The sequence below is a fragment of the Anaerostipes faecis genome, assembly GCF_910574135.1.
GTDB lineage: Bacteria > Bacillota > Clostridia > Lachnospirales > Lachnospiraceae > Anaerostipes > Anaerostipes hominis.
In genome coordinates this window covers 26,000-52,142 of record NZ_CAJSYK010000017.1, presented here as the reverse complement: position 1 = coordinate 52,142, position 26,143 = coordinate 26,000, and the positions used below count along the sequence as shown (strand labels likewise).

Below are 26,143 nucleotides of genomic sequence, written 5' to 3'. Positions count from 1 at the left end.
CAGTAGAAATGGAAAAGAAACCAATTATCGGAATTACAATGGGAGATCCCTCGGGAAATGGATCTGAAATCTCCGTAAAAGCACTTTCAGACCCGGCTGTGTACGAAAGATGTAAGCCAATCATTATTGGAGATGCGAATTGCATGAAAAACGCAGTGGAGTTTCTTGGGAAAGGCAATGAAATCCGGATCCATGCTGTAGAAAATGTAAAAGATGCGGTATTCCAACACGGAACGATCGACGTCTATGATATGAAACTGGTCGATATGAAAAAGCATATATACGGTAAAGTTTCAAAAATGTGTGGGGAAGCCGCATTCCAGTATGTTGTGAAGGTGATCGAGCTTGCAATGAAAAACGAGATTGATGCAACTGTAACTAATGCGATCTGCAAAGAAGCCATTAACATGGCAGGGCATCATTACTCCGGACATACAGAGATTTACGCAGATTATACACATACCGGCAAATACACCATGATGCTCGCCCATGGCGATCTGAGAGTTGTACATGTGTCCACGCATGTTTCTCTTCGTCAGGCATGCGAGAGGGTAAAAAAAGAACGCGTGCTGGAGTGCATCAGAATTGCCAACGATGCATGTAAAGCGATCAGAATTAAAGAGCCGAAGATTGGCGTGGCAGGCCTGAATCCGCACTGCGGGGAGAACGGAATGTTTGGTACGGAAGAGATTGAAGAGATTCAGCCGGCTATTGATGCGGCGCTGGAAGAAGGGATTCATATTCCGGAGAAGAAGCCGACGCCTCCGGATTCCATTTTCTCTAAAGCAATCGGGGGCTGGTATGATATTGTCGTTGCAATGTATCACGATCAGGGACATATACCGCTTAAGGTAGAAGGATTCAAATATAATAAGGAGCAAAAGAAATGGGACGCCGTATCCGGCGTCAATGTAACGCTTGGCATTCCAATCATACGCGTATCTGTAGATCATGGAACCGGATTTGATCTTGCAGGAACAGGAAAATGTAACGAATTAAGCCTTGTAAATTCTATTGATTATGCGATCCGCCTTGCAGAAAACAAATAATAGCGGGAGGAAAACGACGTGGTAAAACTGTTGATTATAGCCGATGATTTTACTGGTGCTTTGGATACAGGAATCCAGTTTAAAAAACGTGGCATCAGTACACAGGTTTTCACAAAAACAAAGTTGGAGAATAGTGAAATCAGACCAGACACAGAGGTTCTTGTGATCGACAGTGAATCAAGGCCAATGCAGAAAGAAGACGCGTATCTGAAAGTAAAAAAGATTACAGAGTGGGCGATTGCCCGCGAAGTACAGATTATTTTCAAAAAAACAGATTCTGCGCTCAGGGGAAACATAGGGGCCGAGGTAAAAGCTGTCGCCGATGCAGCGGGAAACGGCAAAGTGTTCTTCCTTCCCGGTTATCCGGAAATTCACAGAGTTACAAAGAACGGGACTCATTATATAGACGGTGAATTGCTGGAAAACAGTGTATTTGGAAAGGATCCATTTGAACCGGTAAATATGTCGTACATACCGGATATCATCAAAAAAGAGAGCGATGTTGCCGTAGAGGTGTTAAAGAGAAGCGAGAAGATTCCTGAACTGGCAAAAGACCAACCGGAGATTATCGTATGTGATACGGTCAGTACAGAAGACATTGATAACCGACTGGACGAGCTGATTGAGAAGAACGCTCTCGGGCTGTTGGCGGGGTGCGCAGGACTGGCAGATCGTCTGGTAGAAAAAATATCTTTCAACCGGCAAGGAGAGATGGCATTTCACAAGACTGACGGGATGTATGTAGCATGCGGAAGTCTGAACAAGATTACAGAACAGCAGGTTTCGTATGCGGAAAAGAACGGCGGATTTACAAGAATCCATCTGACAATGCATCAGAAACTGATGCCGGAATATTATGGGACGGCGCAGGGAAGATCATTTACACGCGAAATAGCGGGACTCTGCCAGCGCAGGAAGAAAGTGATTGTTGATACATTTGATTCGGATGACAGCAAAGAACAATTTCTGAAAGACCACAAGATAGAACAGGAATCTGTCAGATTCAGAATCTCAGATTCGCATGGCTGCATTGTCAACGAACTGGTAAACCAGGGGCTGGATCTTACGATCCTGATGACGGGCGGGGATACGCTGATGGGATATATGAAGCAAATTGGATGTACGCAGATCGAACCAATATGCGAAATTGAACAAGGCGTTGTTGTATCAAAAATTAAATGCGGAGGCCATTCCATACAGGTAATATCAAAATCAGGTGGATTCGGAACAGTCGATATCCTGTGCCGAATCGCAGAGAAAGTGCTTCATAAAAATTCAAAATTGAAAGGAGAACGCATCATGAAAAAAGTTGAACTGAAGGGAATTATCACACCAATTTTAACACCGATGAAAGCGGATGAAAGTATGAATACAGAGGAACTCCGCGCACAGATTGAACGTCTGATTGACGGCGGTGTGCATGGTATTTTCCCGTTTGGAACCAACGGGGAAGGTTATATCTTAAGCGAGAATGAGAAGGTTGAAGTGCTTGAAGCAACGATCGATCAGGTAAAAGGACGTGTACCTGTATATGCAGGCTCCGGATGCATTTCCACAGCAGATACCATCCGTATGAGCAGGAAAGCGGAGGAGCTTGGGGCAGACGTGCTTTCCATTATTACGCCAAGTTTTGCGGTCGCATCTCAGAAAGAACTGTATGACCATTATGTAGAAGTTGCAAAACATGTGGACACGCCGATTGTACTTTATAATATTCCGGCACGCACAGGCAACAAACTTCTTCCGCAGACGGTCGCCAGGCTCGCCAGAGACGTAGATATTATTGTCGGGGCAAAGGATTCCAGCGGGGACTGGGAGAACCTGAAAGCATATATTCATCAGACTCAGGATCTTGACAAAGATTTCTTCGTATTATCAGGAAATGATTCCCTGATCCTTCCGGCATTAAAAGAAGGGGGAACTGGCGGGATCGCCGGATGCTCCAATGTATATCCTCATGTACTTTCTTCTATTTACAATCTTTTCAAAGAAGGGAAACTGGAAGATGCGCAGGCGGCGCAGGATTCTATCGCAAGTTTCCGCGCAGTGTTCAAATATGGGAATCCGAACACAGTAGTTAAGAAGGCCGTTGCGATGCTTGGATATCCGGTAGGAGACTGCAGAAGGCCATTCAACTATCTGTGCGATGAAGGCGTAGAAGCGCTTAAGAGGGTTTTAAAAGAGAACGCTGATAAGGGTATGAACTAAATAAAAGATTAGAAAGAAGCGAGGAATAGAAGATGAAATTTGTAATGACACAGGCCGTGTGCCCGGAAGGGCTTCAGATGCTGGACGGAATCGCGGATGTTTATGTTGCAGATAATCAGGATCCAAACAATTATCTGGATGAAATGAAGAATGCAGACGCTCTGATCGTAAGGATTGCAAAATGTGACGGACATGCCATCGAGAACAGCCCGAATCTGAAGGTTATCGGGCGTACAGGCGTAGGATATGATTCCGTAGATGTGAAGACAGCTACAGCGCATGGGATCCCTGTAGTTATCACACCGGGAGCCAATAACAGAAGCGTTGCAGAGCATGCGGTGGCGATGATGTTCGCACTTTCCAAAAATCTGGTGGAAGCTCAGACGGAAATGTGCAAAGGCAACTGGGAAATCCGTGGAGCTAAAAAAGCATTTGAGCTGGAAGGTAAGAACGTTGGGATTCTTGGACTTGGGGCAATCGGACGTGAAACTGCAAAGATCTGTGAAGGATGTGGAATGAAAATAGCAGCCTATGATCCGTTTTTGTCAAAAGAACAGGTAGAAGGTTACGGCGCAGAGTACTATGAGAACTATGAAGAGCTTTTGAAAATCAGTGACGTAGTATCCATTCATGTGCCTCTCACCGAGGAAACCAGAAATATGATTTCCAGAAAGCAGCTCTCAGAAATGAAGAAAACGGCACTGATCATTAACTGCAGCCGCGGCGGAATCATCAACGAAGCAGATCTGACAGAGGCGTTGAAAGCAGGTGAAATTGCAGGGGCAGGAACGGACGTATTCTGCAATGAACCTCCAAAGACAGATGATCCGCTTTTGAATTGCCCAAATCTGATTGTAAGCCCTCATTCGGCGGCACAGACAAGAGAAGCGGTCATTAAAATGGCTCAAATGTGTGTGAAAGGCTGTCTGGCAGTAGCAGAGGGAAAGAAATGGCCATTCGTAGCAGACAGGTCGGTATATGATCATCCGAAGTGGAAAGACGCGGAGTATGCAGAAGTATAAGAAGCCATAATAAAGGGCTGAACTCTTATATATGAGTGTATAAAGTTAAGTTACAAGAAAAACTATGTGGGGAAACGGAGAAAAAACTATGAGTTCAAGTATTATAGCAATTATAATTGCAGCAATTACAATTGTACTGTTCATGTGGAATAAATTGCCAATGAGCGTTGTGGCTATGGGAAGTTCCGTAGCAATGGGAATTCTGATTCCGCAGATGGAACTTTCGGAAGTATATGCCGGATTCAGCGCTCCTGGCTGGGCAATGGTCGTCGGGATGTGTATCGTAAGCGCGGCGCTCTTTGAGACCGGCATGGCTCAGAAAATCGGCGACAGAATTGGAAATTCATTTTTAGCAAAGACGGAACGCAGATTTATCGTAACAGCAAGCGCTGTATGCTGTTTGATGTCAGCGTTTATGAGCAATAACGGAACAGTAGCTATCTGGATGCCTCTGATCGCTGTTGTAGCGGCTGGATCAAACGGACGGATCCGATCTAAGATGGTTATTTTCCCGGCGGGAACTGCAGCAGTCATTGGGGGGGCATGTACGCTGGTCGGGTCTACATCACAGCTTGCGGCGAACGCGGTGCTTCAGGGATATGACGGATATAAAGATGGACTTGGAATGTTTGATATGACAAAAATCATGCTTCCGGCATCTATCGTGCAGGTTGTCTTCTGGGGGACGATCGGATATACTTTGCTGAAGAAAGTTCTGAAACCGGAAAGTCCGGACTTCAATGTGGGAAACATGTATGCAGATGCCCCGGCAGTTGAAGAAAAAAGCACAAATGATCCGGCGGATGGCAAGAAAGGAGCTATTTCAGTATTTACAATGCTTCTGTGCATTTTCTTATTCGTGGCGAGTGGATTTGAACCATTTAAAAGCCATTTTACAATCGGCGTTATCGGTATGTTAGGTGCAGTTATCGTTCTTGGAACAAAATGTATTCCGGTCAAGAAAGCTTATGAAGAGCTTCCTTGGGATGTACTGATTACAATCGGCGGTATCGGCGGACTTGGAGCGGGACTTGATAAATCAGGCGGCGGAGCTTTGATCGCAAACGCAGTACTGAATCTTTTCGGAGGGAAAAACGCTTCCGTAGTAGTTCTTACAATTGTAATTGCAGTTTTAACAAGCGTACTGACGAATTTTATGTCGAACAATGCAACGGCGGCTATGATCAGCCCAATTGCTATCGCAATGGCGCTTGGTCTTGGAATCAGTCCGGTTCCGTGGGTTATCGTAATTGCGGCGTGTTCGAATCTGGCAATTGCAACATCTTACGGAACAGCTGTCAACATGCAGATTTTACCGGCCGGATATAAATTCTCCGACTTTGTCAAGATTGGCGGGCCATTGCTGATCATATTGATCGCAGTAGTTACTGTAAGTTCAGTAGCATTCCTCTTCTAAAGTTAAAAAATAAACCGCATAGTAGGAAGTATAGTGGAATTATAGCAGATGTTATAATGAAACTGTACTTCCTGTTGTGCATTGTTTTCGCGAACAGTACATCATACAAATATACTTGCAGATTATACGGCTGCAGACCACCCCACGGGTCTGCGGCTTGTGCCGGCCAGCAGCCGATGGAATTTATATCAGTAAGGAAAAGTAAAATGTCAATAAAATCAGATTATAAGGATTATGAGGAGCATCGGAACAGAATTGCAGGTAAAAAGACGGGAAAATTTTTTATTAATCAGGAATTGCGCTATGTAAAACCATTTCAAATTTATGGAAATTTATACTATGTTGGTGGTAGCTGGGTCTGCGTGCATATTGTGGACACGGGAGAAGGTCTTCTTATGTTTGATGCTGGGAATTGTGGAGCGCAGGCAGTGCTGATACAGTCAATTTGGGAAATGGGTTTTAATCCGGCAGACGTAAAATGGATTATTTTATCGCATGGCCATGTTGATCACTTTGGCGCTGTAAATTTTTTTAAAAACATGTTCGGAACCAAAATCTACATGGGTGAACCGGATGTAAAAATGTTTCGGGAACATCCGGAATTGACTATGATTCAGGAAAGCGGCAATTGCATGGATACATTATTTCATGTGGACGTTGCAGTCAAAGAAGGGGATATACGGACATTTGGCAATACGACCGTTGAATTTTATCTGGTTCCGGGACACACGAAAGGTTGTATCGTGTGTTTCTTCGATATTACGGACGGAAAAGAGAGAAAACGCGCAGGATATTATGGCGGCTTTGGCTTTAACACCCTTCAGTCGGATTATCTGAACGAAATTGGAGATTCTGGATTTCAAGCGAGAAAAGATTATCTGCACTCGCTGGAGAAGGTAAGGAACCAGAAAGTTGATCTGTTTATGGGAAATCATACGTCTAACGTTGATTTGCTGAATAAACACGAATACATGCTGAAACATCCGGATGAAAATCAATTTCTTGACGACAAAGCATGGAAGAATTATCTCGATCAAAAGAAAAAAGAATTAAAGGAATTGTAACAAAAAACAAAGGGGCTGCAGTTTCACAACACTGACCGGATCTGGAAGGTCTACACGGCGACGTTCGCGAATTCGACGGTTATTGATGAGATCGTGCGGCAGGCCGACGAGGAGGTTATGCTCTTTACGTATCATCCGGTTACGCCGATGCCAGGTCTTGTGAATGGATATGCCGAGATCACGGAAGAATATTTGCAGAAGATGAAGGAGCAAGAGTATTTGAGAAATACGATCAAGAGAGATGTCTTGGAATAGAGAAAATGAGCTGTAATAACAGGGCCTTGAGCATCGGATAAAGAAGATGTTTACGAGGTCTGCTGGTGGCAGCGTGAGAATGAGAAACGAAAGACACCGGGACAATTTATTTTGACAATCGGTAAAAATATCTGCCAAAGAAAGCTGTTTGTATGTTATCATATAGGTGCAACTCCTTTTTTGGTGATATTGCTAATTGTTATTTGACATCTCAATTTTACCATAAATCATTGAGGAGTTGTTTTGTAGCAAAAAGAATGCCGTATTTATGCGGATTCCGGCGTTTCGCAAATGCCTATTTGTTATAATAGAAATAGAGGAGTACAATATGACAAAAGACAAATTAGCGTTGGAGATCATAGAGAGGCTGAAAAAGGAGTATCCTGATGTAGGGTGTACTTTGGATTATGACCAGGCATGGAAACTGCTGGTGAGCGTGCGTCTGGCGGCACAGTGTACAGATGCCAGAGTCAATGTGGTTGTTCAGGATTTATATGAAAAATATCCGGATGTGAATGCTCTGGCAGAAGCAGATCCGGCGGACATAGAGGCGATCGTCAGGCCGTGTGGGCTTGGACGAAGTAAGGCGAGAGATATCAGTGCCTGTATGAAAATATTGAGAGACGAATACGGCGGCGGAATTCCGGATAACTTTAAGGCTCTGATGAAACTTCCGGGGGTAGGACGTAAGAGCGCCAACCTTGTGATGGGCGATGTTTTCGGAGAACCTGCAATCGTCACGGATACTCACTGCATCCGGCTGGTGAACCGCATGGGACTGGTGGATCAGATCAAAGATCCAAAAAAAGTAGAGATGGCACTCTGGGAGATCATACCTCCCGAAGAAGGAAGCGACTTCTGCCACAGGCTGGTATTTCTCGGAAGGGATATCTGTACTGCAAGGACAAAGCCACACTGTGAGGTATGCTGTCTGAAGGATATATGCCCCAAAGAAGGATTATAGTGTCGGGACAGAGGACTGGGAGGAGGAGCCGGCATGAAGAAACAAAAGTTATTCAAAACCAATGCTGCAGAAAGGTGTATCGGGAAGGTCTTGTCAAAAATCAGGTTGCCATGTATGCCTTTTTCCTGTTGGATATTGATAACTTTAAGCAGGCCAACGGCCGGTTCGGCCATGTGTTTAGGGATATGGCTATTAAAGAGTTTATAACAGTTATACGAGGGCATATCCGTGAAAATGATATTCTGGGGCGGAACAGACTTTGTCTCGCTGTATAATCATGCGGATGCGGTTCTCTACAAGACAAAGCAGAGAGGAAAAAACGGATATACAATTTCTGGCCGATCATAAACTGTATGGAGAAGGGAGTAAATCGTACTGTGATTTACTCCCTTATTTTAATGCTTTCTTTTGCTCAGAAGAGAAAGAGGAAATCGTTTCCTGAAAAGGGGAAGGGACTTTAACCCCACGGGTTCTGGTTTCCATCTGGCATAGAGCGTGTAATGCTCCGTGCTTCCATGGGGGATCATATTTATCTGTTTTCCGCCGAATGGATCGTCATACCATCCGAGGAAGGCAAGGCCCGGAAGTTCTTCCGGAGGATTCAGGATGAGATCAGGTGAATCTGTCGTATAAAAAACTGGGTTGGTGTTTGAGGATTCCAACAGGTTCTCATAGCGTATCCTGAAACGGACGGGAGCCAGCAGGACAAAAGTTCGGTCAGGATTTAGACGGAATTCCCAGCCGTTAAACCCGTGGGACGGCATCCGAAATTTTTCGGCGTCCGAAGGCTGAAGACCGAAATATTCGGATAAAGGGGCACAGATGACGATTGGATTTCCTTCCTTGTTTGGAGAAATATATTCGGAATTCTCAAGACGGATACATGCATTGGGATGGAGGGTGTTCTGCAGGTAGAGATGAGTATCCGCATCTTTGAGGAAAAAGCCGTCATATAAATTTGGTCCTTCCTCAAGAATAAGAGAACTGCCGCATTCAAGAGAGATACCGACTCCTGCTTTCTTGGCAAGGTTTTGTGAAAGCCGTGTGGTGCCTCTTAAACTTACAATATTGCCAAAGCCATGGGACAGGATACCGCCGCCGTACCCAAAACGAGCCGTATTGTCCTCGATGATACAGTCATATAGGTTTGCATCCGCAGCGCCTTCTTTGGAATCAAGAAAGATTCCTCCGCCTGATCCTGCCTGATTTTTGATAAACTCTGCCGATGTCAGGGAGAGATTTTTTGCTTTAGATGAAGACTCAGACAGAAAGGCCAGCCCGCCGCCGGATTTTTTTGCGGTGTTTCTGGAAAATGAAGTCTGTGACACATTGACAATGCCGCTGCCGGATGAACTCATGGCAATACCGCCGCCGTCAGAAGAAGAAATATTTTCAAAAATCCTGCTGTCTGTAAGATGAAAGGAAAATTCTCCGCTGCCTGCACTAAAAACAATGCCTCCGCCGCAGGAAGCCGCCCGGTTTCCCTTTATATCAGAATTCATCAGTGCCAGGCGGACAGATTTTTTTGAAGAACGATTAGTGAGTGAAATGCCTCCGCCCTGTCCATCGGCTTTGTTTTTGGAAATAGAACATTCATTTACTGTAACTGAGGCACCTGTTTGGGAAACCAGGCAGAGACCTCCCCCGTTTTCTTTTGCACTGTTTTCAGAGAGGACAGAGTCCTTTTCGATATCCAGCTGATCTTCCTCACTGCAGCCGAAGAAGTAAATACCTCCCCCGTAAGCAGAGGCATTTCCGGAGATCCTCACATTACCTGACACTGTGAGGGAAGAAGGTATTTCAGCATCTTCACGGAAGCCTGAGAAATTGATGCCGCCACCGCATCCCAGGGCAATGTTATCAGTTATGGCTGCCGAGTCAGAAACGGTGAGGATGCTTCCCGCCCGCTTTTCAAAAGAGCGAAGATAGATCCCGGCGCCGTGGGCCGCAGTATTGTGGGTGATCAAAGCGCGTCCCAGGATTGAAAGTTTATCATCGGGATGTTTGACAGCGGCCATAACAGCTCCTCCGCAGAGTCTGGAGGAGCAGCCCGAAATCTGCGAATCTTCGGTCATCAGGAAATTGTTTGGAAGGGAACCGATGCCTGAAAAATAAACGCCTCCCCCTTCTGTATAGGAATGGTTGTTTCGGAGAACTGTACCGTGTTTCAGAATGAGCGTACCGCCCGAAATCAATATTAAGGAACGGTTCATAGGATCTCTGCCGGAATGGAGTTCCTTTTGACCGTCTAACACAATGTTTTGAAGGGTGAGGCTGCCTCCTTCTGAAACATGAAACATAGCAGAGGGAAAGGAAGCATCCTTATAAAGGGAGACCGGACATTCATCGGAACAGCCAGTGAGTGTCAGGGAACAGCGGACAGTGATCTGTTTGGAGACTGTGAAATCTGAGACTGCCTGAATGTGAGTTTCTTTGGAAGCCACAGCGTTCAGAAGCTCAGTTTGATTGGAGACTGGAGTCAAAATATCACCTGCTTTTTTCAGTTCAATCTTATATTTAGTATATGCAGAAATAACAGGCAAGGGGAATGGTCAAACTCGCCCAAATTTTCAGGTAAATATACTTTTAATATTCCAATTTCATCTAAGGCCCCTTCAGGAGCATATGAGATATCTGGTGTAAGGATTGCTGATCAGGCCGGTGATTTAAATCAAAAATGTGTCATAAACAATGGAAATAATAGAATAGACATAAAAGATGCCATGATCAATTTCTCCAACAGCAGCTATACCGCAAAGAAGGCTTTCTTTGATGCAATCAAAGGAAAGGATAAAACTATTGTTTTTTCAAATGATGGTATCCTATCCAGCAGGCTGAATCTCTATTATCCATTGAAGAAACTGAAGGCTAAAAAAGATATTATGTAAAAGTCCGCGCATTGAAAAATATAAAGAAAAATGGTGTGCATAGGAAATGGCCATGCATGTACATGACCATTTCCGGCACTTTATTTTAGATATTTCATCTGTCTACTTGACAAGGGGCTGATCACAAACCTAATATTTTGGATGCCGCTTTTCTTAAATAAATTTACTTAAAACATTTTATCCTGTGGGAACAGAGATTTTACATGATCTATTTCTTCCTGAGTGGCAGGTGCTGCAGGAACATAATACTCACGTTCTCTGGCAAGCTTATAAATCTCTTCCTGAGACATTTCACACTGGTTCCTCATCTGTTTTAATGTCTGCTTTAATTCCTGGTTTTCCGACTGGGCGATCATTCCGCCGTACCTTGTCAGCTCTCCGTTTACGCCGGCAAGCGTATCGGCTACCATTGTCTTATCATCTAACATTTTGCTTCCTCCTTACTTAAGAAACTGCATTAATTTTTGTTTACTGTCCATTGCTGACTGAGCGGATTGCTGAAAGAATTTTTTCAGAGCGGGATCTGTCGCCTGGTCTGCATAAGCCTGCATTTTGCAGTGTGTGGTGTCAAAACCGCCGATTAAGTGACGAAGGTTCTGTAAATCTAACATAGATATATTTGCCATTGTAATGCCTCCTTTAAAATTTATTACCTCTTTAGTATCCCAAACAATTTTTATAGTATGCGAAATGAAAGCAGCTGTATAAATTTGATTGATTTTGTAATAAAATTTAATTAAAAAATGAATGAATTTTTTATGGAGGTTTTATTTTGAGGCATATCTATCAATGGGAAAAGGCAGAAGCAGAAAAATTTTCAAAAATTTATGAACTGATGACAGAGGCTTTTCCGCCAAGTGAAATAAGAAATGAAGAAGGTCAGAGAAACCTTCTCGGCCGTTCGGCGTATCAGCTTTATACAGTGAAACAAGAAAGCGAAATCCATGGCCTTCTCGCCGTGTGGGAGTTTGACACATTCGTTTTTATAGAGCATTTTGCGGTTGATGCATCCTTAAGGGGAAATGGAATCGGGGGAATGCTCCTGAATGATTTTTTGAATAATACGGAAAAAACAGTGTTTTTGGAAGTAGAAGAGCCGGGAACAGACTTGGCAAGGAGAAGGATAGGATTTTACGAAAGAGCCGGGTTCTGCCTCAATGATTTTGATTATATACAGCCGGATCTCCAGCAGGGACAATCCTCTCTGCTGCTGAAAAATATGACATATCCAAAGAAGTCATCGAAAGAAGATTTTGAACGGATGAAACAGCAGATTTTTGAGACAGTGTATGAGATACAAGCTTAAAGATCCCCACAGGGCACACCCTCCGAGTATAAGATTGATTCTTTCTTGTGATACTTTATAGGAGTAGATTTTTAACCTACAGTATATAGGGGGGAATGAATTTATGGAATCAGGAAAACATCGTGTGTTTGGATATGTTAGAGTGTCTGCCAAAGACCAGAATATTGACTGGCAGATGGTGGTGATGGAAAAGCTGAAAATACTCAAAAAAAGTCTGCTTTAATCACCAGGCGTTCTTTACGGACAAAAGTACAGGGAGATACAGAGAATGGGAGGATATAGAAGATGGCAGATCAGGGACTGTTGGATTTTTTAGCAGAGAAAAGCAGATGTGCATATCTTTCGGAACTCAGAGACAGGCAGAAAGACAGAGAAATAAGCCGGATTTTGAATAAAATTGATGCGGAAAGCTTCAGTACAAAGGACTGGCAGGATGCATTGGAATATTTTACATATGTCAAAAAAGAGATTCAGGATAAAAAAGTGCAAAAGCGTATTTGGAAGAATATTTTTCAGGAAAATACAGTAAAAAACTTCACAAAATTATATTTCTGCATAATATAAAAGAAAAAGGAACTGTATAAGCATGAGCTTTTGTGAAAATATATGGGATTCGGATCAGGGAGAAACAATCAATATCCAGGGCGGGACCATTGAAAATATCATGCATTCGGGTGACGCAGATTACGTCAAAACAGTGTGCAGACTTCAGAAAGACAGCAGAATTCAGTCCGTCGTTGTAATGATTGTGGATGAGCATACATTGATCCACTGCAGCGACGGGAAAAGAATTACTTCCAGGGATCTGAAGGAAGGCATGACGGTCGATGCCTGGATCTCAAAGGCTATGACAAAAAGTATTCCACCCCAGGCCAGAGCATACAGGATCATTGTGAAAAGCAATCCCTGCGGGACAGCGGTTACCGACGGGAGAGTGGCAGGGGTTGATCTGCACAACGGTTTCCTGTACACAGGAATACCCGGAAAACCGGAAAGCCAGATCCGTTTTGTAGTCACAGAGAATACTCCGATTCTGGACCGCCAGGGAAGCAGAATACGGCTTAGGGACTTAAAACAGGGCGACCGGGTACGGGTAGAACATGCTGATTTTATGACCGCAAGCATTCCGCCTCAGACGACCGCATTTACGATAAAAAAATATTAGCAAATATTAAGAAGCAGACAGCATTTTTCTGTCTGTTTCTTCTTTTTCCGGGCAAAAATCAAGAATCAGTGTTATAATAAAAAGGCTATGGAAAGGAGGCCCGGGGTATGAGAACAAGAAAAGAAGTGATTGAATTCTGCATGTCACTGAAGCAGGTTTATGAAGACTATCCGTTTCATGACAGCAACTGGACACTCATGAGACATGAGATGAATAAAAAGACATTTGCTTTTATTTTTGAACGGAACGGACATATCTGGGTCAATATAAAGTGTGATCCGGAGTGGATCTTGGTATGGAGAGAGACTTATGATTCTGTTGTGCCGGCCTTTCATATGAACAAAAAATATTGGAATTCCATCATTCTTGACGGTTCAGTGCCGGATGAGGATATCAAACGCATGATCGGGGAGAGCTACGATTTGATTCAAGCAGGCATAAGGAGGCAGAAATGAATACGAGAGAAGCAATCAACATAAGATGTTCCAGAAGGACGTACCTTCCGGAATATATAAGGGAAAAAGATGCAAAGCCGTTGTTTCAGATGATCCGGGAAATCAATAAGGAACAGGGGCTCCATCTGCAGCTCATCACAGATGAGGGCAACATTTCCAAGATTAAAATGAGCTACGGCATGTTTAAAAATGTGCATGGATTCATTGCAATGGCGGGCAGAAAAGACGATCCCGATTTAAAAGAAAAGCTGGGCTATTACGGTGAAAAGCTGGTCCTTTTGGCTGCTGCTACCGGACTCGGCACATGCTGGGTGGGCAGTACATATAAGAAGGACAGCTGTGTGTGCGATTTAGAACAGGGAGAGAGCCTTGAGGCGGTCATTACGGTTGGATATGTAGAGGCGGATAAGAGGACGAAAGAAAAGATGATCTCTTCTTTTGTAAAGAAAAAAGGGAAAAAAGCAGATCAGATGCTCAAGACAGAAGAAAAGATTCCGGACTGGATCATGCAGGGGATGGAAGCAGTTGAGAAGGCCCCGTCTGCCCTGAATGCACAGCCGGTGGAATTTCGGTGGAAGGATGGAAAGTTTACAGCCCATGTGAAGGTCAAAAATGGATTTGAAGAGATTGATATGGGGATCGCAAAGCTTCATTTTGAGCTGGGAGCGGAAAAAACAGGATACTGGGAATTAGGAAACGGAGCAGAATTCCGTTATTGACAGAGAATAAAAACAGGATGGATGATCGATGAGCAAGACAAAATTTTCAACGCTGTGTTATATAGAAAAAGATGAGAAATATTTAATGCTTCACCGGACCGTGAAAAAACACGATGTTAATAAGGACAAGTGGATCGGCGTGGGAGGACATTTTGAATACGGAGAAAGCCCGGAGGACTGCCTGTTAAGAGAGGTAAAAGAAGAGACGGGGCTTAAGCTTACGTCCTGGAAGTTTAGAGGTATTCTTACGTTTCTCTGTGACGACTGGCCGATGGAATACATCAGCCTTTTTACGGCAGACGGATTTAAGGGGGAGTTGACCGCCTGCAATGAAGGGGTCTTAGAATGGGTGGATAAGAAGGATATTTTGGACCTGAACCTTTGGGAGGGGGACAAGATTTTTTTTAAGCTGCTGGCTGAGAATGGACCTTTCTTTTCGCTGAAGCTTGTCTATCAGGGGGACTGCCTTAGACAGGCTTGTCTAAACGGCGAAGATATGGAACTTTTTGATATATTGACTTCGGACGGGAAACCTACAGGGATCGTAAAGGAAAGATCAATTGTGCACACGGGCGGTGATCTCCACGGGACTTCCCATATCTGGCTGGTGCGCAGGAAACAAAACGGATTTGATGTCCTGCTGCAAAAGCGCAGCAAAGAAAAGGACGCATTTCCTGGGTATTATGATGTGTCATCAGCAGGCCACATGGCGGCAGGGGATGATTATCTGAACACTGCGGTGCGGGAACTTTCCGAAGAACTGGGAGTAACGGCAGAGCCGGAAGAATTTAAGTTTATAGGAATGAGAGATTCCGTCGTAAAGGATATCTTTCACGGAAAGCCGTTTCATAACCATGAGCTGAGTGCAGTTTACGTATATGAGACAGATCTTGCGGAAGAACAGTTCCGGCTGCAGAAGGAAGAAGTGGATTCTGTTCTCTGGATGGACTTCGGAGAATTTGAAGAAAAAGCCCGGAACGGTGAGATCAGACACTGTATTTTCGCGGATGAGATCAAGATGCTCGGAGAGTTCATGGGGTGTAAATAATAAGAGGAGCGATACTGACAATGGATGAGTCAGTTCCGCTCCTTTTCTAAGTAATAAAAAACGCTCCGCGGGTTGTACACAGATGCGTAAGGAAATTATTTGCCCGCGGCAAATTGCATCTGGCACGCAAAGTTGTCAAGCCCCTCAAAGAGTGAGGGGTTGGGGCGTTGAAGTGGGCTTGCTCACTTTGTTCTTCTAACAGTTTTTTGATCTGTGCCTCCAGGGCACTCTCTTCCATAGCGCCCCTGGCTCCGGAAACAATTTCTCCGTCCCGGTTGATAAAGTAGGTTGTGGGGAGAGACTCTGCCTGATAGTTATAGGCAGCTTCCTGTTCAGTATCATAGTAAACAGGGAAAGTATAACCCTGCTTTCTGATAAAGGAGGAGGCTTTTTTCTTTGTTTCCCTTGCTCCGTCGGTCATGTTGACCATGGCAAAATTGACTTTGTCGGAATATTTCTTATACATGGCCTCAAAACCGGGCATCTCCTGTTTGCACGGCGGACACCAGCTGGCCCAGAAATTTAACACAATGGGTTTTTTGCCGGTGAGAGAAAAGAAGTTTATGGATTTTCCATCGGCGTTCTCTGCGTTGAAGTCCGGGGCAGTGACAGCTTCCTGTTTTTCTGTAGCATCCCCGGAAGATGTTTCTTTGGAAGCGGTATCTGCCTTATATTTTTTGCTCAGATTCTGGTAGAGGACAAAAGCGCCTGCTAAAAGTGCAATGAGTATGACAATGATCCCTATCAGTTTTGTTTGTTGTTTCATAGATCCCTCCTAAAATGTCAAGAATGATAAAAAGCGGTCCATCATTCCGAACATCATCACGCATCCCACGATAATAAGCAGAATTCCGGAAACTTTTGTGATGATGCCGTAGTGTGACTTGATCCAGCTGAAGGCTCCCATCAGTCGCTCAATGAGCACGGCGCTGAGAATGAACGGAATGCCCAGACCCATTGAGTAGAGAAACAGCATGAGGATGCCTTCTGCCATGGAGCCCTGCTGCGACGCCATCATCAGTGCGGAGCCAAGAAACGCCCCTACACATGGGGTCCAGCCGATGGAAAAAACGATCCCGAATAAGAAAGATGATGCAAGGGAATGTTTTTTCATTTCCATAGAGCTGCGTTTTGTACTGTTTAAAAAGCCTGTGTTAAGCGCTCCGGTAAAATTCAGCCCAAAGATGATGACAATCAGGCCGGTAATTATGTTCACGATCATTTTATGTGAGGTGAGCAGCCCTCCAAGAGTGCCCGCGAAGGCGCCCAGAAAGATAAAAATCAGGGTAAAGCCTGCAACAAACGTTATGGCATTGGGCAAAGCTTTGTGCCTTGGGCGGTCCGTTGTCTCTCCTGCAAAATATGAGATATAGATAGGGAGCATCGGCAGCAGACAGGGGGATATAAAGGTTATGATGCCTTCTAAAAATGAAATTAAATACTGCATAAAGTCTCCTGGATATTAAATAAGTCGTTGAGTGCCTCGCTCATGGTCGGATGGGTGTAGATTGTATCTCTCAGCACAGTATAGGGAAGGTGTGCATCCATGGCGAGTTTGATCAGGTTGATAATTTCGTGGGATTCGGCGCAGAACAGATGAGCACCTAAAATCTCGTTTGTCTTCGTATCGATTACGACTTTTAAAAGCCCGGTTTTTTGTCCGAGAACATTTGCCTTAGGGATGGCAGCAGCGGGGAGTTTTGCAATTTTGAATTCATAACCCTGGTCTCTGGCCTCTGACTCGCTCAGTCCGACTCTGGAAAACGGAGGATCTAAAAAGACACTGTACGGCACGGCGCCCCGGTTATTTACGTTTCGTTTTTTATCTCCCAGAATCTGTGATTTCACAATGCGGAAATCATCCAGGGAAATATATGTGAACTGAAGACCTCCGACCACATCACCCATGGCATAGATGCCCGGAACATTTGTCTGAAGAAATTCATCTGTCCTGACAGCACCGCTGGGAGTCAATTCCACACCGGCAGCTTCCAGATTCAGATCGTTTACATTAGGGCGGCGTCCTGTAGCCACAAGAACGGCATCTGCTGAAATTTTTTCATCGCCCTCCGGTGTTTTCACAGACACAATCGTTTTAGCTTCTTCATCGCGGACAGAGTTTATTTTTGTGGAGAGCAGCAGCTTTACTCCGCGTTCTTTTAAGCTCTCTGCAACAGCATCGGCAATATCCCGGTCCTCCCTCGGAAGGAATACTTCCCCGTCCTGGATGACAGTAACCCTGGAGCCGAAGTTCGTGTAGATAGAAGCAAACTCCATGCCGATATAGCCGCCTCCGATGATGACCAAGTGTTTCGGCAGTTCCTCCAAAGAAAGCATGGTCTCACTGATATACGCACGCCGGCTGTCAGAGAGACCCTCAATCGGAGGGATAAACGGGCGAGCTCCCGTATTTATAAAAATCTGATCTGCTTCCAGTTCCAGTGTCTCATCCTGTAACGCCACGGCCACATGCCTGCTGTCTATAAAAGAAGCGGTTCCGTTATAAACATCTGCATTTTCCAGGTCTGCGACCTTATGGTAGTTTTTATCCCGTAATGTATCTGTCAGCTTTGTCTTTTTTTCAACGGCTTCCCGGTACAGCCTTGCCTTTTCTTCAAAAGAAGAATCAAGCTTTGCAGAAAAAGCTGCACTCGCAACAAATGATTTGGATGGGATACATCCAACGTTGATGCAGGTTCCTCCGTACATGTTAGAATCCTTTTCAATAAGAGCGACTTTCCTTCCATTTGTGGCAAGCGTGCCTGCCAGAGTCTTTGCGCCTTTTCCAAAACCAATGATTACTGCGTCATATTTTTTCATTTTTCATTCTCCTTTAATTTGGATGAACCGAAGATCTTTTGATCGATGGTCTGAATGGTTACCTGTTTTAAATAATCTTTGCATAACTGATCCAGGCTGCCGTAAATGTCATCCATAATGCCTGCCATTCCGGAAGCCACCAGACAGGGCAGATCGCTGTTGCCGCTCCGCCAGGAAGACGAGACAAACGGAACATTCAGGGCACTGCTGATATCATAAAGGGTTACCTTGGATGGCTCCAGGTCAAACAGATATCCTCCTACTACCCCTTCTTTTGTAGAAATCAGTCCCTTTTTCTTGAGTTTCCCCATGATCTTCCGGACTCTTGCCGGGTTTGTGCAGATATTAGCGGCCAGCTTGTCGCTGGATACGCTTTCTCCTTTATGGTTTAAAAAAACGAGTGCGTGGACTGCTATCGTAAATTCACTGTTCATAAGTTGATTTCCCCTCTGACTTATTCTATATGTAATAACTTAAGTTACAGTTTATGCTGTAATCGTATCAGTTACATTTGTGAATGTCAAGAAGAAAATATGGAATCTGCTGAAAAACCGTGGTACAATGAACCCAGTGAAAGAACCAGCGATAATGAATGTGACAGGGAGACTGCTTATGATATTGAGTGTCAGCAGAAGGACAGATGTTCCGGCTTTTTATGGTGAATGGTTCATAAACCGGCTTCGGGACGGCTCCGTGCTCGTGAGGAATCCGGTGAATCCAAAACAAGTCAGCAAAATTCTGCTTTCCAGAGAAAATATTGACTGTATCGTGTTCTGGACAAAGAACCCTGAAAATTTCATGAAGTATTTAGGAGAGCTGAAAGAGTATCCGTTTTATTTTCAATTTACACTCAATGGATACGGAAAGGATATAGAGCCGGGAATGCCCGATAAGAAAAAAGAATTGATTCCCCTGTTTCAGGAGCTGTCCGGAAAGATCGGGAAAGAGAGGGTTATATGGCGCTATGATCCTGTGCTGATCAGCAAAGACTATTCTATAGAGTGGCATATTCATACATTTGAGTCCATGGCAGAAGCCCTGGAGGGATATACAAAACAGGCAGTGATCAGTTTTTTAGATATATACCGGAAAATAAAAAGACAGATGGCCCAGGCGGGAATCCGCCGGCCTGCAGAGGAAGAAGTCTTTCAATTTGCACAGAGAGCAGGGACCTCTGCGAGAAATCACGGTATGACCACGGTGACCTGTGCAGAAGGTTATGACCTTTCATGTTTTGGCATCAGGAAGGGCTGCTGTATCGACAGAGAACTTGTGGAAAAGCTCATTGGAATGAAGATTTCTGTGGACAAAGATAAAAATCAAAGGCCGGAGTGTGGATGTGCAAAGAGTTTTGACATCGGAAGTTATGATACCTGCCCGGCAGGCTGTCTTTATTGTTATGCCAGCCACAGCAGAGAAACTGTAAATCAAACTGCGGCACAGTACCGGCCGGATACCACGATGCTCTGCGGAGAGCCGGATCAATTCGATAAGATAACGGAAAGAAAAGCCGAATCCTGTGCCATTGCACAGCTGAGTTTTTTTGAGGAAAGCCTGGCGGACAAATGAGGTGAGTTTCATGGATGCATCGGAAAAAACAAAATATAAACTGGCAGGTGCCGTCAGGGAGCTGATGGCTTTTACGCCTGTGGACCGGATTACGGTAAAGCAGATCGTAGAGCGGTGTGATGTGACAAGACAGACGTTTTACAGGAATTTTAAGGACAAGTATGATCTAATCAACTGGTATTTTGATAAGCTTGCCATTGTATCCTTCCGGCAGATGGGCGTGAGCCTTACACTCAGGGAAGGACTGATCAAGAAATTTGAATTTATCAAAGGAGAACGGTGCTTCTTCACGGCAGCCTTTAAATCTGAGGATCACAATTCACTGCTCCAGCATGATTTTGATTTTATCTATGAATTTTACACCGACATTATAAAAAAGAAATATCAGAGAGAGATTCCGCCGGATATCGAGTTTCTTCTGGAAATGTACTGCCGGGGGTCCATTGCCATGACTGTACAGTGGGTAACCGGTGGGATGAAGCGGAGCACGGAGGATATGGCAGAACTGCTGGTCAGGGCCCTGCCTCCGGAACTTGCAGAGCTTTTGAACGACTTTAAAAAGTGACACTTTTAAGGAAGTGTCACTTTTTTGACATTATGGGAAATGTGTCACTTGTCTGCCTGTTCCGCCGGGAGGTAAACTGATAATGAAAGAATCACGATAAATCAAAGGTATCTCAAGGAGGTTGTTATGGCAAAGCGTATTGTATTGAATGAAACGTCCTATCACGGAAAAGGTGCGGTCCGGGAAATCGCAGCAGAAGTGGGAGCAAGAGGCTTCAAAAAGGCATTCATCTGTTCGGACCCTGACCTGGTAAAGTTCGGCGTTACGAAGAAGGTAACAGATGTATTGGACGAGGCGGGATATGAATATGAGGTTTACTCTAACATTAAACCAAATCCTACTATTGAAAATGTTCAGACAGGTGTCGCTGCATTTAAGGAGTCAGGTGCAGATTATCTGATTGCCATTGGAGGCGGATCTTCTATGGATACTTCCAAGGCTGTCGGAATCATCATTGCAAATCCGGAATTTGAAGATGTGCGGAGTCTGGAAGGCGTGGCGCCGACAAAGAATCCGTCTGTTCCGATCATCGCAGTTCCGACGACCGCGGGAACAGCAGCCGAGGTTACGATCAACTACGTTATCACAGATGTAGAAAAAAGGCGGAAATTCGTCTGTGTAGACACCCATGATATTCCGGTCATTGCCGTTATCGATCCGGACATGATGTCCTCTATGCCGAAGGGCCTGACTGCCGCAACCGGAATGGATGCCCTTACCCATGCGATCGAAGGATATACTACAAAAGATGCATGGGAAATGACAGATATGTTTCATCTGAAGGCGATTGAACTGATCGCACAGAATTTGCGGGGCGCAGTGGAAAACACAGAAGAGGGCAGAGAGGGAATGGCTCTCGGACAGTATGTGGCAGGAATGGGATTCTCAAATGTAGGACTGGGAATCGTACACTCCATGGCTCATTCACTGGGAGCAGTCTATGACACACCTCACGGTGTTGCAAATGCCATTCTTCTTCCGGCTGTCATGGAATATAATGCTGATGCCACAGGGGATAAATATAAGTACATCGCCAAGGCCATGGGTGTGGAAGGCACAAAAGACATGAGTCAGGAAGAATATAGGAAGGCTGCCGTGGACGCGGTGAGACAGCTTTCCATCGATGTGGGAATTCCACAGGATCTGAAAGAAATCGTCAAAGAAGAGGATATTCAGTTCCTTTCAGAGTCAGCGGCGGCAGATGCGTGTGCACCTGGAAATCCAAAAGACGCAGGTTTAGAAGATATTATTGCAATCTATAAATCTTTACTTTAAGAATTTACGTAAACGAAATGAAAGGACTGGCGCACGAAAAAAGTGCGGCAGTCCTTTTTGCAAGATTATTTTCCGTTTTGAATTTTATCAAAGAAATCTTTTGTCTTCAGAGAAAAAGAACATTTTTCTACCTCGGCATTTGTCAGAAAATCTGTATAAACCCCATAGACACCGAGTTTCATATATTCTTTGGCTTCATATACACTGTTGACAGTATGTGTGAAAGAATACAGGCCTGCGTCATTTAGCAGCTTCATCCGGTAATCATTGACACTGCTCACAGGGACAGTGACAGCTTCAATGCCGTTGGCAGTGCAGAACCTGATCATCCTGCTGAATGCCACATCTGTCTGCTGATAAGTGGTATAAAGGAAGTGACGGAACGGATGAACCTGTTTTATGGCATGATACATTGGCTGATTGTAAATCTGTACGATTAACCGGTCCAGAAGGTATTCTTTCTTCATTTCTTTTGCTGTCTTTACAATGACAGAGAAGTCATTTTTTGCGGCTGCGGCATCACTGTCTTTGGTGTCCGTCATAATATATGTATCAGGATATTTGTCCATCAGTTCAAAGAGTTCTTTTAGTGAGACAGGAGTGTATTTGCCGTACAGCTTAATATTTTTAAACTTGGCATAGGAAACAGGTTTGCCTCCCTTGCTCTTCGGATCACTCAAGTCTTTTCCCCAATAATGCCTTGCGACCATGACATGATCCGCAGTCTGCATCAGGTCAGCTTCAAAAACCCTGAAACCATTTTGATAGGAATTTAAAAACGCATCTTTAGAGTTGGTATACTCCTTACCATCGATCTCTCCAAGAGCATGGGCAACCGCGCGGTGTTCATACCACTGCTGTGGTTTCTTCTTTTCCTGCCCGGAATCTTTTTTCTGAGCAGACTGATGTTTGGCTTCATTTGCGGCATTCACTTTTTTCTGCCGATCCTGGTAAAAATGAAACCCAGTAAAAATCATAATCCCAAGAAAGCAAAGAAAAGACAGACGCAGTGTGATTCGTTCAAATACTGCACGGATATATCTCGGTTGATGCTTTGCTTTTTTAACGGCGTTTTTGACAGATTTTGTCTTTATCTTTATCTTGTTCAGCATGAAACCTTCCTTTGTAAAAAAGATGTAATATAATTGTAATAATTATGTTAAAAGTATTATACCATAGGAAGACCAAAAAATCAAAAGTATATCAGCAGTATGCGTGACAAAGTTTTAACATTCAGAGGTGGATTTCCGGCAGAGCTTCATGGTATAGTAAATGTATCGATGCTAGTTAACCTTTCAAATGATTCAGAAGAATCAAAGGATTCAAGGAGGAAATCACTATGGCAAGTATTATCGCAAGTCCAAGCCGTTATATCCAGGGAAAAGGTGAGATGGAAAACCTTTGTACATATGCGGAAAACTATGGAACCAACCTTTTTGTTCTGACAAGTCCGTCCGGAAGAAAAAGAGTGGAGCCTTCCATAGCAAAAGGGCAAAAAGATGCCAAGATTACATATGAAGCTTTTAACGGCGAGTGCTGTATGACAGAGATCAACCGTGTCATGGACATTTGTGAAAAGGCCGGAAGCGAAGTCATCGTCGGAATCGGCGGAGGAAAGATCCATGATACCGCAAAGGCAGTGGCTTATTACATGAAAAAGCCAGTCATCATTGTGCCGACCATTGCGTCTACCGATGCGCCTTGCAGTGCACTGTCTGTGATCTATACGGATGACGGTGTCTTTGAAAAGTACCTGTTTCTGCCGGCAAGCCCGAACATGGTGCTGGTGGACACCGACATTGTCAGCAAAGCTCCGGAACGCCTTTTAGTAGCCGGTATGGGAGATGCTCTGGCAACCTATTTTGAAGCGAGAGCCTGCAAACAGTCTGACGCATCCAACTGTGTGGGAGGAAAGATCACACGCGCGGCCATGGCACTGGCTGAACTTTGCTATGAAACTTTGATTGATGAGGGGATTGATGCGAAACTTGCTGTCCGTGAAAATATCTGCACGAAGGCAGTAGAACATATCATAGAGGCAAATACTTATCTTTCCGGAATCGGATTTGAGAGCGGCGGTCTGGCAGGGGCACATGCGATCCATAACGGCTTAACTGCAATTCCGGAAACCCATGAATTATACCATGGAGAAAAAGTAGCCTTCGGAACGCTGGTACAGCTGGTTCTGGAAGGAGCGGATCAGGATGAGATTCAGGAAGTCCTCGGATTCTGTCAGGAAGCAGAACTCCCGACTACCCTTGCAGACTTGGGAATCAAGGAAGTAAAAGAAGAACAGATCATGGAAGTAGCGCGCCTCGCATGCTCTCCGGATGACACTCTCGGCAACATGCCGTTTGAAGTGACACCGGAGGATGTATATGCGGCCATCATTGCGGCGGACGCGCTGGGAAGATATTATTAAGCTTCCTGCCTTTGGCACAGATGTCTTCCTGCGAGGAAGCAGACGGCACATAACAGAATAAGGACTGCGGCCATCAGCAGGGCGCAGTGAAGAAAGAAGGCATCCGGCAGGATGGTGATGACAGGGTCGAAAGCCTCATCGAAGATCCAGTAATCATTGGAGAAGGCCAGCTCGTGAAAAGTCACGAAGGCCTTGTCCCATCCGGCCGCCCAGACCAGAGCTCCCAAAAGGAGCGGAAGCACGGCGGCAGAGACGGATGCCTTTTTTAAGAAATGGAAATCCTTTTTTTCCCGCTTCCATAAAAGGCCTGCAGGGATTATGATAAATGAGATGATACAGGCGTATTGGAGGCCAGAGAAAATACGCTTTACATCCTGAAAGTGAATCTTTCCTTCCTCAGACATGGGAAGAGAGGGAAACTTCAGGTCTTTTTTATACAATACAGAATTATAATCAATGAGCCGGTCATAGTTTTCTCTGATCTGTTTTTCAGAGAGTCCGGATTCCCGGCTGATATGAAGAAGCTTTATATCGGCATAGTAAAGGGGCCGGAAATTCAGTGTAAATACGACCGAAAATGATATCAGGAAAATAGATAAAGAAACTGTAAGCAGAAATTGTTTCATGATGCACCGCCTTTCATGAAACCCATTATAACACAAGGAAGTACCATGATAGCGATTATTTCACCTGCAAAAAACATGAAAGTCAGGAAAGAAAAACAGCGAAAGCTGACAGAGCCTGTATTTTCAGAAAAGACAGGACAGATTTATGAAGAATTGAAAAAACTGAAGCCGTGGGAGATTGAATCTTTGATGAAGGTAAATGAAAAGATTGCAATTCAGGCTTTTTTAGATATACAGAATTTTGAAAATGGGGACGGAAGTGCGGCCCTCATGACTTATGACGGCCTGGTATTCCAGAACGTGGGCGCAGGAGATTTTACCGGGTGGGATATGAAATATGCCCAGAAGCATGTGAGAATCTTAAGCGGAATGTATGGAGTGCTGAAGCCTTTAGATGCGATTCATCCGTACCGTCTGGAGATGGGATGCAAAGTAGAAACAGCGGGACAGGGTCTGTACCGGTTTTGGGGAGATGCGATATATAAGGAGCTTTATAGAGAACAGGATCTGATCCTTAATCTGGCTTCTGAAGAGTATGCCAAAACTGTGAAAAAATATCTGGATGGGCCGGATCGTTTTGTGGACGTGGAGTTTCTCACCATGAGAGGCGGAAAACTCCGGACCATCGTGGCATGGGCCAAGATGGCCAGAGGGCAGATGGTCCGTCATATTGTAAAGAACAGGATTGACCGGCCGGAGGATATCAAAGAGTTTGACTGGGACGGATACGAGTATGAACCTTCCCTGTCTTCTGAAGCCAAGTATGTATTTATCCGGCGGGAGACTAAGCTTTAGTTGACGATCAGGAATCCAAGGTTTAAAAGCGCCGCAAACAAGCACCAGACAATGTACGGGATCAGAAGAAAAGCAGATTTTTTGCTGTACTTTCGGAATACATAGAACATTAGTGCATTGAGCAGATTCAGAGCCAGAATCCAGACAAAGGAGAAAAAGACCAGTCCGTATTCAAAGAAAATGATGGGCCAGAAGAACAAAAAGAAGGACACGGCGAGAAAAAGCTTGATTCCCTGTTTTTTCTCCTGCTCTGTGATGTCCGAGGTCAGCAGGGTGTAAAGGCTCAGTCCTAGTAAAATATCGAGGATCAGCCATACGACGGAAAAGATCCACGGGGCAGGAACGAATGGAGGCTTATTCAGCTGACGGAAAATCTCATCCATCCGGGGTGTCAGGAGTCTGGAGAGCAGACTGACCAAAATGGGAAAAATGATGCAGAGTTTTAAAAGCTGCTTCGTTGATAATTGTTTCATAACACACACCTGGGGCTTTTTACATAGTCTATGCAGCA

General features: G+C 44.5%; 30 protein-coding genes and 1 pseudogene. 21 read left to right on the top strand and 10 right to left on the bottom strand.

What is annotated here, in order from left to right; genetic code table 11:
* Positions 1-8 precede the first annotated feature (8 nt).
* The 9 genes and pseudogenes from pdxA to QGT46_RS17315 all read left to right on the top strand — a co-directional run bounded on the left by pdxA (position 9) and on the right by QGT46_RS17315 (position 8,254).
* Entirely contained in the window at positions 9-1,049 is a 1,041-nt protein-coding gene (pdxA, locus tag QGT46_RS11960; RefSeq protein ID WP_006567917.1) for a 4-hydroxythreonine-4-phosphate dehydrogenase PdxA, read from the top strand.
* Positions 1,050-1,067: 18 nt separating this feature from the next.
* Positions 1,068-2,279: pseudogene (locus tag QGT46_RS17325) on the top strand (four-carbon acid sugar kinase family protein); the annotation flags it as partial.
* 69 nt (positions 2,280-2,348) lie between these two features.
* On the top strand, positions 2,349-3,257 hold the full coding sequence (gene dapA / locus QGT46_RS17320) for a 4-hydroxy-tetrahydrodipicolinate synthase (RefSeq protein WP_039946856.1): 909 nt from the start codon (positions 2,349-2,351) through the stop codon (positions 3,255-3,257).
* Between the two features lie 32 nt (positions 3,258-3,289).
* Positions 3,290-4,279, top strand: coding sequence for a hydroxyacid dehydrogenase (locus QGT46_RS11945; protein ID WP_006567915.1), 990 nt, complete (start codon positions 3,290-3,292; stop codon positions 4,277-4,279).
* Positions 4,280-4,367: 88 nt separating this feature from the next.
* Positions 4,368-5,696 carry an SLC13 family permease gene (locus tag QGT46_RS11940; RefSeq protein WP_148459570.1) on the top strand — a complete coding sequence of 443 codons (1,329 nt, stop codon included), beginning with the start codon at positions 4,368-4,370 and terminating at the stop codon, positions 5,694-5,696.
* A 206-nt stretch (positions 5,697-5,902) separates the two neighbouring features.
* Complete coding sequence (locus QGT46_RS11935; RefSeq protein WP_039946812.1) at positions 5,903-6,760, top strand: MBL fold metallo-hydrolase; 858 nt, start codon at positions 5,903-5,905, stop codon at positions 6,758-6,760.
* Positions 6,761-6,877: 117 nt separating this feature from the next.
* Entirely contained in the window at positions 6,878-7,015 is a 138-nt protein-coding gene (locus QGT46_RS17545) for a hypothetical protein (RefSeq protein ID WP_182483064.1), read from the top strand.
* Positions 7,016-7,343: 328 nt separating this feature from the next.
* Positions 7,344-7,979 (top strand): endonuclease III domain-containing protein, encoded by a 636-nt coding sequence (locus tag QGT46_RS11925; protein ID WP_024728899.1) that lies wholly within the window; start codon positions 7,344-7,346, stop codon positions 7,977-7,979.
* Complete coding sequence (locus tag QGT46_RS17315) at positions 7,940-8,254, top strand: diguanylate cyclase domain-containing protein (RefSeq protein WP_334300624.1); 315 nt, start codon at positions 7,940-7,942, stop codon at positions 8,252-8,254. The genes QGT46_RS11925 and QGT46_RS17315 overlap by 40 nt, the downstream gene beginning before the upstream one ends.
* 120 nt (positions 8,255-8,374) lie before the next feature.
* Here the strand turns inward: QGT46_RS17315 and QGT46_RS11915 are convergent, their stop codons facing one another.
* On the bottom strand, positions 8,375-10,462 hold the full coding sequence (locus QGT46_RS11915) for a right-handed parallel beta-helix repeat-containing protein (RefSeq protein ID WP_148459569.1): 2,088 nt from the start codon (positions 10,460-10,462) through the stop codon (positions 8,375-8,377).
* On the opposite strand from QGT46_RS11915, the gene QGT46_RS11910 reads away from it, so the two are divergent.
* Complete coding sequence (locus QGT46_RS11910) at positions 10,442-10,867, top strand: hypothetical protein (RefSeq protein ID WP_148459568.1); 426 nt, start codon at positions 10,442-10,444, stop codon at positions 10,865-10,867. The genes QGT46_RS11915 and QGT46_RS11910 overlap by 21 nt on opposite strands.
* Positions 10,868-11,034: 167 nt before the next feature.
* On the opposite strand, the gene QGT46_RS11905 is transcribed toward QGT46_RS11910, so the two are convergent.
* Together QGT46_RS11905 and QGT46_RS11900 are read right to left on the bottom strand one after the other, a co-directional pair.
* On the bottom strand, positions 11,035-11,295 hold the full coding sequence (locus QGT46_RS11905) for a spore coat protein (protein ID WP_006567907.1): 261 nt from the start codon (positions 11,293-11,295) through the stop codon (positions 11,035-11,037).
* Between the two features lie 12 nt (positions 11,296-11,307).
* Complete coding sequence (locus QGT46_RS11900) at positions 11,308-11,493, bottom strand: hypothetical protein (protein WP_006567906.1); 186 nt, start codon at positions 11,491-11,493, stop codon at positions 11,308-11,310.
* A 146-nt stretch (positions 11,494-11,639) separates the two neighbouring features.
* Between QGT46_RS11900 and QGT46_RS11895 the strand changes: the two genes are divergently transcribed.
* From QGT46_RS11895 to QGT46_RS11870, 6 genes are all read left to right on the top strand, one after another.
* Positions 11,640-12,173 (top strand): GNAT family N-acetyltransferase, encoded by a 534-nt coding sequence (locus tag QGT46_RS11895; RefSeq protein ID WP_006567905.1) that lies wholly within the window; start codon positions 11,640-11,642, stop codon positions 12,171-12,173.
* Between the two features lie 285 nt (positions 12,174-12,458).
* Positions 12,459-12,737, top strand: coding sequence for a hypothetical protein (locus QGT46_RS11890; protein WP_148459567.1), 279 nt, complete (start codon positions 12,459-12,461; stop codon positions 12,735-12,737).
* Positions 12,738-12,759: 22 nt separating this feature from the next.
* A complete protein-coding gene (locus QGT46_RS11885; RefSeq protein WP_006567902.1) occupies positions 12,760-13,338 on the top strand; it encodes a hypothetical protein in 579 nt (192 codons plus the stop codon).
* Between the two features lie 107 nt (positions 13,339-13,445).
* On the top strand, positions 13,446-13,793 hold the full coding sequence (locus QGT46_RS11880; RefSeq protein WP_006567901.1) for an MmcQ/YjbR family DNA-binding protein: 348 nt from the start codon (positions 13,446-13,448) through the stop codon (positions 13,791-13,793).
* Entirely contained in the window at positions 13,790-14,512 is a 723-nt protein-coding gene (locus QGT46_RS11875) for a nitroreductase family protein (RefSeq protein ID WP_006567900.1), read from the top strand. Before QGT46_RS11880 ends, QGT46_RS11875 begins: the two co-directional genes overlap by 4 nt.
* Before the next feature lie 28 nt (positions 14,513-14,540).
* On the top strand, positions 14,541-15,560 hold the full coding sequence (locus tag QGT46_RS11870; protein WP_148459566.1) for an NUDIX domain-containing protein: 1,020 nt from the start codon (positions 14,541-14,543) through the stop codon (positions 15,558-15,560).
* A 46-nt stretch (positions 15,561-15,606) separates the two neighbouring features.
* Here the strand turns inward: QGT46_RS11870 and QGT46_RS11865 are convergent, their stop codons facing one another.
* The 4 genes from QGT46_RS11865 to QGT46_RS11850 are packed head-to-tail and all read right to left on the bottom strand — an operon-like array spanning position 15,607 to position 18,814.
* On the bottom strand, positions 15,607-16,326 hold the full coding sequence (locus QGT46_RS11865; RefSeq protein WP_148459565.1) for a TlpA family protein disulfide reductase: 720 nt from the start codon (positions 16,324-16,326) through the stop codon (positions 15,607-15,609).
* Between the two features lie 9 nt (positions 16,327-16,335).
* Positions 16,336-17,007 carry a cytochrome c biogenesis CcdA family protein gene (locus tag QGT46_RS11860; protein ID WP_148459564.1) on the bottom strand — a complete coding sequence of 224 codons (672 nt, stop codon included), beginning with the start codon at positions 17,005-17,007 and terminating at the stop codon, positions 16,336-16,338.
* Complete coding sequence (locus QGT46_RS11855; RefSeq protein ID WP_148459563.1) at positions 16,995-18,380, bottom strand: FAD-dependent oxidoreductase; 1,386 nt, start codon at positions 18,378-18,380, stop codon at positions 16,995-16,997. The genes QGT46_RS11860 and QGT46_RS11855 overlap by 13 nt, the downstream gene beginning before the upstream one ends.
* Entirely contained in the window at positions 18,377-18,814 is a 438-nt protein-coding gene (locus QGT46_RS11850; protein WP_148459562.1) for an RrF2 family transcriptional regulator, read from the bottom strand. Before QGT46_RS11850 ends, QGT46_RS11855 begins: the two co-directional genes overlap by 4 nt.
* Positions 18,815-18,992: 178 nt before the next feature.
* On the opposite strand from QGT46_RS11850, the gene QGT46_RS11845 reads away from it, so the two are divergent.
* The 3 genes from QGT46_RS11845 to fucO all read left to right on the top strand — a co-directional run bounded on the left by QGT46_RS11845 (position 18,993) and on the right by fucO (position 21,789).
* Positions 18,993-19,949, top strand: a complete 957-nt coding sequence (locus tag QGT46_RS11845; RefSeq protein ID WP_270430421.1) for a DUF1848 domain-containing protein — start codon at positions 18,993-18,995, stop codon at positions 19,947-19,949.
* Positions 19,950-19,959: 10 nt separating this feature from the next.
* On the top strand, positions 19,960-20,514 hold the full coding sequence (locus QGT46_RS11840) for a TetR/AcrR family transcriptional regulator C-terminal domain-containing protein (protein WP_034550381.1): 555 nt from the start codon (positions 19,960-19,962) through the stop codon (positions 20,512-20,514).
* A 126-nt stretch (positions 20,515-20,640) separates the two neighbouring features.
* On the top strand, positions 20,641-21,789 hold the full coding sequence (gene fucO / locus QGT46_RS11835; protein WP_148459561.1) for a lactaldehyde reductase: 1,149 nt from the start codon (positions 20,641-20,643) through the stop codon (positions 21,787-21,789).
* A gap of 65 nt (positions 21,790-21,854) precedes the next feature.
* On the opposite strand, the gene QGT46_RS11830 is transcribed toward fucO, so the two are convergent.
* The gene (locus QGT46_RS11830; protein ID WP_148459560.1) at positions 21,855-22,901 is read right to left on the bottom strand and encodes a phosphatidylinositol-specific phospholipase C/glycerophosphodiester phosphodiesterase family protein; all 1,047 of its coding nucleotides are present in this window, start codon (positions 22,899-22,901) and stop codon (positions 21,855-21,857) included.
* 227 nt (positions 22,902-23,128) lie between these two features.
* Here QGT46_RS11830 and QGT46_RS11825 point away from each other — a divergent pair, with 227 nt between their 5' ends.
* Positions 23,129-24,211 (top strand): glycerol dehydrogenase, encoded by a 1,083-nt coding sequence (locus QGT46_RS11825; protein WP_024728882.1) that lies wholly within the window; start codon positions 23,129-23,131, stop codon positions 24,209-24,211.
* On the opposite strand, the gene QGT46_RS11820 is transcribed toward QGT46_RS11825, so the two are convergent.
* Positions 24,208-24,837 carry a TIGR01906 family membrane protein gene (locus QGT46_RS11820; RefSeq protein WP_024728881.1) on the bottom strand — a complete coding sequence of 210 codons (630 nt, stop codon included), beginning with the start codon at positions 24,835-24,837 and terminating at the stop codon, positions 24,208-24,210. The genes QGT46_RS11825 and QGT46_RS11820 overlap by 4 nt on opposite strands.
* A 45-nt stretch (positions 24,838-24,882) precedes the next feature.
* On the opposite strand from QGT46_RS11820, the gene yaaA reads away from it, so the two are divergent.
* Positions 24,883-25,632, top strand: coding sequence for a peroxide stress protein YaaA (yaaA, locus tag QGT46_RS11815; protein WP_301590959.1), 750 nt, complete (start codon positions 24,883-24,885; stop codon positions 25,630-25,632).
* Here the strand turns inward: yaaA and QGT46_RS11810 are convergent.
* The gene (locus QGT46_RS11810) at positions 25,629-26,105 is read right to left on the bottom strand and encodes a TspO/MBR family protein (RefSeq protein ID WP_024728879.1); all 477 of its coding nucleotides are present in this window, start codon (positions 26,103-26,105) and stop codon (positions 25,629-25,631) included. The two genes, yaaA and QGT46_RS11810, sit on opposite strands and share 4 nt — an antisense overlap.
* Positions 26,106-26,143 lie beyond the last annotated feature (38 nt).

Excerpts from the sequence above, each read along its gene's own strand:
- QGT46_RS17545 (WP_182483064.1), top strand. The coding sequence starts at position 6,878 with ATGCTCTTTACGTATCATCCGGTTACGCCGATGCCAGGTCTTGTGAAT.
- QGT46_RS11880 (WP_006567901.1), top strand. The coding sequence starts at position 13,446 with ATGAGAACAAGAAAAGAAGTGATTGAATTCTGCATGTCACTGAAGCAG.
- QGT46_RS11850 (WP_148459562.1), bottom strand. The coding sequence starts at position 18,814 with ATGAACAGTGAATTTACGATAGCAGTCCACGCACTCGTTTTTTTAAAC.
- pdxA (WP_006567917.1), top strand. The coding sequence starts at position 9 with ATGGAAAAGAAACCAATTATCGGAATTACAATGGGAGATCCCTCGGGA.
- QGT46_RS11845 (WP_270430421.1), top strand. The coding sequence starts at position 18,993 with ATGATATTGAGTGTCAGCAGAAGGACAGATGTTCCGGCTTTTTATGGT.
- QGT46_RS11810 (WP_024728879.1), bottom strand. The coding sequence starts at position 26,105 with ATGAAACAATTATCAACGAAGCAGCTTTTAAAACTCTGCATCATTTTT.
- QGT46_RS11830 (WP_148459560.1), bottom strand. The coding sequence starts at position 22,901 with ATGCTGAACAAGATAAAGATAAAGACAAAATCTGTCAAAAACGCCGTT.
- QGT46_RS11890 (WP_148459567.1), top strand. The coding sequence starts at position 12,459 with ATGGCAGATCAGGGACTGTTGGATTTTTTAGCAGAGAAAAGCAGATGT.
- QGT46_RS11905 (WP_006567907.1), bottom strand. The coding sequence starts at position 11,295 with ATGTTAGATGATAAGACAATGGTAGCCGATACGCTTGCCGGCGTAAAC.
- QGT46_RS11840 (WP_034550381.1), top strand. The coding sequence starts at position 19,960 with ATGGATGCATCGGAAAAAACAAAATATAAACTGGCAGGTGCCGTCAGG.
- QGT46_RS11825 (WP_024728882.1), top strand. The coding sequence starts at position 23,129 with ATGGCAAGTATTATCGCAAGTCCAAGCCGTTATATCCAGGGAAAAGGT.
- QGT46_RS11875 (WP_006567900.1), top strand. The coding sequence starts at position 13,790 with ATGAATACGAGAGAAGCAATCAACATAAGATGTTCCAGAAGGACGTAC.
- QGT46_RS17315 (WP_334300624.1), top strand. The coding sequence starts at position 7,940 with ATGCTGTCTGAAGGATATATGCCCCAAAGAAGGATTATAGTGTCGGGA.
- fucO (WP_148459561.1), top strand. The coding sequence starts at position 20,641 with ATGGCAAAGCGTATTGTATTGAATGAAACGTCCTATCACGGAAAAGGT.
- yaaA (WP_301590959.1), top strand. The coding sequence starts at position 24,883 with ATGATAGCGATTATTTCACCTGCAAAAAACATGAAAGTCAGGAAAGAA.
- QGT46_RS11945 (WP_006567915.1), top strand. The coding sequence starts at position 3,290 with ATGAAATTTGTAATGACACAGGCCGTGTGCCCGGAAGGGCTTCAGATG.
- QGT46_RS11855 (WP_148459563.1), bottom strand. The coding sequence starts at position 18,380 with ATGAAAAAATATGACGCAGTAATCATTGGTTTTGGAAAAGGCGCAAAG.
- QGT46_RS11860 (WP_148459564.1), bottom strand. The coding sequence starts at position 17,007 with ATGCAGTATTTAATTTCATTTTTAGAAGGCATCATAACCTTTATATCC.
- QGT46_RS11820 (WP_024728881.1), bottom strand. The coding sequence starts at position 24,837 with ATGAAACAATTTCTGCTTACAGTTTCTTTATCTATTTTCCTGATATCA.
- QGT46_RS11865 (WP_148459565.1), bottom strand. The coding sequence starts at position 16,326 with ATGAAACAACAAACAAAACTGATAGGGATCATTGTCATACTCATTGCA.
- QGT46_RS11940 (WP_148459570.1), top strand. The coding sequence starts at position 4,368 with ATGAGTTCAAGTATTATAGCAATTATAATTGCAGCAATTACAATTGTA.
- QGT46_RS11900 (WP_006567906.1), bottom strand. The coding sequence starts at position 11,493 with ATGGCAAATATATCTATGTTAGATTTACAGAACCTTCGTCACTTAATC.
- QGT46_RS11885 (WP_006567902.1), top strand. The coding sequence starts at position 12,760 with ATGAGCTTTTGTGAAAATATATGGGATTCGGATCAGGGAGAAACAATC.
- QGT46_RS11925 (WP_024728899.1), top strand. The coding sequence starts at position 7,344 with ATGACAAAAGACAAATTAGCGTTGGAGATCATAGAGAGGCTGAAAAAG.
- dapA (WP_039946856.1), top strand. The coding sequence starts at position 2,349 with ATGAAAAAAGTTGAACTGAAGGGAATTATCACACCAATTTTAACACCG.
- QGT46_RS11870 (WP_148459566.1), top strand. The coding sequence starts at position 14,541 with ATGAGCAAGACAAAATTTTCAACGCTGTGTTATATAGAAAAAGATGAG.
- QGT46_RS11935 (WP_039946812.1), top strand. The coding sequence starts at position 5,903 with ATGTCAATAAAATCAGATTATAAGGATTATGAGGAGCATCGGAACAGA.